General features: G+C 59.2%; 1 protein-coding gene and 1 pseudogene. Both read right to left on the bottom strand.

Going from position 1 to position 1,754, the window contains the following annotated elements; genetic code table 11:
• Positions 1-341, bottom strand: a 341-nt coding sequence (locus ACFMBG_RS23850) for a transposase (RefSeq protein ID WP_421057130.1), incomplete at its 3' end; no start/stop codon positions are given.
• A 325-nt stretch (positions 342-666) separates the two neighbouring features.
• Positions 667-1,649: pseudogene (locus ACFMBG_RS23845) on the bottom strand (IS110 family RNA-guided transposase).
• Between the last annotated feature and the right edge of the window lie 105 nt (positions 1,650-1,754).

The raw sequence follows: 1,754 nt of genomic DNA, 5'->3' as shown, positions 1-1,754 counted from the left end.
ACTGAAATCAGCCTCCGGCAAACCCGGTGCGGTTCAGTCCGGTGGGCCTTGAGGTAGGTCGCGTCGATCATCACGGTCTTCTCTTCGCCATGCCCGGCAACCAATCCAGCCATCATCTGCGCGAAGATGCCTTTGTCGCTCCACCGCTTCCACCGATTATACAACGTCTTGTGGGGACCGTATTCAGCAGGAGCGTCGCGCCATCGCAACCCATTACGATTGATGAAGATAATCCCACTCAACACGCGACGGTCATCGACACGCGGCTTGCCGTGGGACTTCGGGAAATAGGGCTTCAGGCGCGCCATCTGCGCGTCCGCAAGCCAGAAGAGATCAGACATGCTCACCGCTCGTCTTTCGAACCGTGAAACACGCTGCCAGAAGGAAATCAATGGGTCCTTCTCTATTCGGCGTTCTTTGGTCAAGCGCCTTCGAGCAGTCATTACCGGCGGGACTTCAGGTCTTTCGCGGGCCCTCGCTTCTCTTCGGGATCAGCACGCTGGCCCTCCCATCATGGGATTAGAAGAGTGAAGCGGTCCAATCTGACTCGCGGCCTGGCAGCCATGATGCTGCCGGAACTGGACCCATTGCGAACTCACCTCACCCATCGTCCCGCGAAGGACGCCTTCCCACCTGCGGTGGAACTCTAACTCCTTTCCGGGTCGATCACGTTGCGATGGCTCCCTCCCGCGACCAACGGAACTCGCTGCCATCGACCCACATCCTGTGCATGATCACCGAGAGGCGCCGGGCCAAAGCCACGACGGCCTTCTTGAAGCCACTGCGCTTCACGACCCCCACGGCCCAAGCTCTTAGCCACGACCATTTCTTCACCCTGGTCAGCATGGATTGCGCGGCCTCGTACAGCAAAGCTCGCATCATTCCGTCGCCACACAAGGACACCCGGCCCACGCGTTGACTTTCCCCGGACTGATTTAGGACCGGTGTCAGCCCCAAGACCGGCCCAACCGCTCGCGACCTTCGAAAGCGCGCCGGGATATCAATGGTGCTGACGAAGGCAAGCGAAGTCACCGCTCCAACACCTGGGACTGTCATCAGGCGCATGCAAACGGCGTCTCCCGTCGCGGTTCCCACAACCTCGCGGTGCAGTTTGGCGAAGCCCTCACGGAGCTGGCGCCTTGCCGCGAGCAAGACGCAGATCACCTTCTCCAGTTCCGGCAGTTCCGCGATAAGTTCCAGGATGCGGGTTTCGAACTTCCCTCTGCCGACGATACCGACCTTGAGCCCGAGGTTGCGCAGCAGGCCGCGTATATCATTGCTCAACAGCAATCGCCTTCTCTTGCAGGAGCTTCCGGGCTCGCAGCAGGGCTCGGCGCCGCTGGCTTTCCCGGGTCTTCACATGCACCGGGCGGTATAGGTTGACCCGCATCATCTGCGCGATCCCACGCGCATCATTGCGGTCGGTCTTGTTCACCTGCGCCTTGAGGAAGGCCTTCGCGTGGCGTGTCTCAATACAAATCACCGGAAGCCCCGCGCGCGCCAGCCCTTCGAACAACCATTGCGACAGCGGACCGGCTTCCAACCCAACCCGCTCGAATCTTCATTTCTGAGCAGACTTGGCCGTCGTCATCGACAACACAAACGGCGGTTTCTTTCACTGATACATCCAATCCGGCATAATGCTTCATGCTGCGTCTCCTTCCCTGATGCTTGTGGCTGTGTGAACTCACGCTGAAGCGCAACTTCTGATATGTCGTTTTATTCCAAACGGTTCTGGATTTCTATCAGCTTGC

This window comes from Leisingera coralii, from assembly GCF_049056525.1.
In the GTDB taxonomy this organism is placed as follows: domain Bacteria; phylum Pseudomonadota; class Alphaproteobacteria; order Rhodobacterales; family Rhodobacteraceae; genus Leisingera; species Leisingera coralii.
Note: the sequence above shows the minus strand (reverse complement) of the source record. Positions and strands in the feature narration are given on the sequence as shown.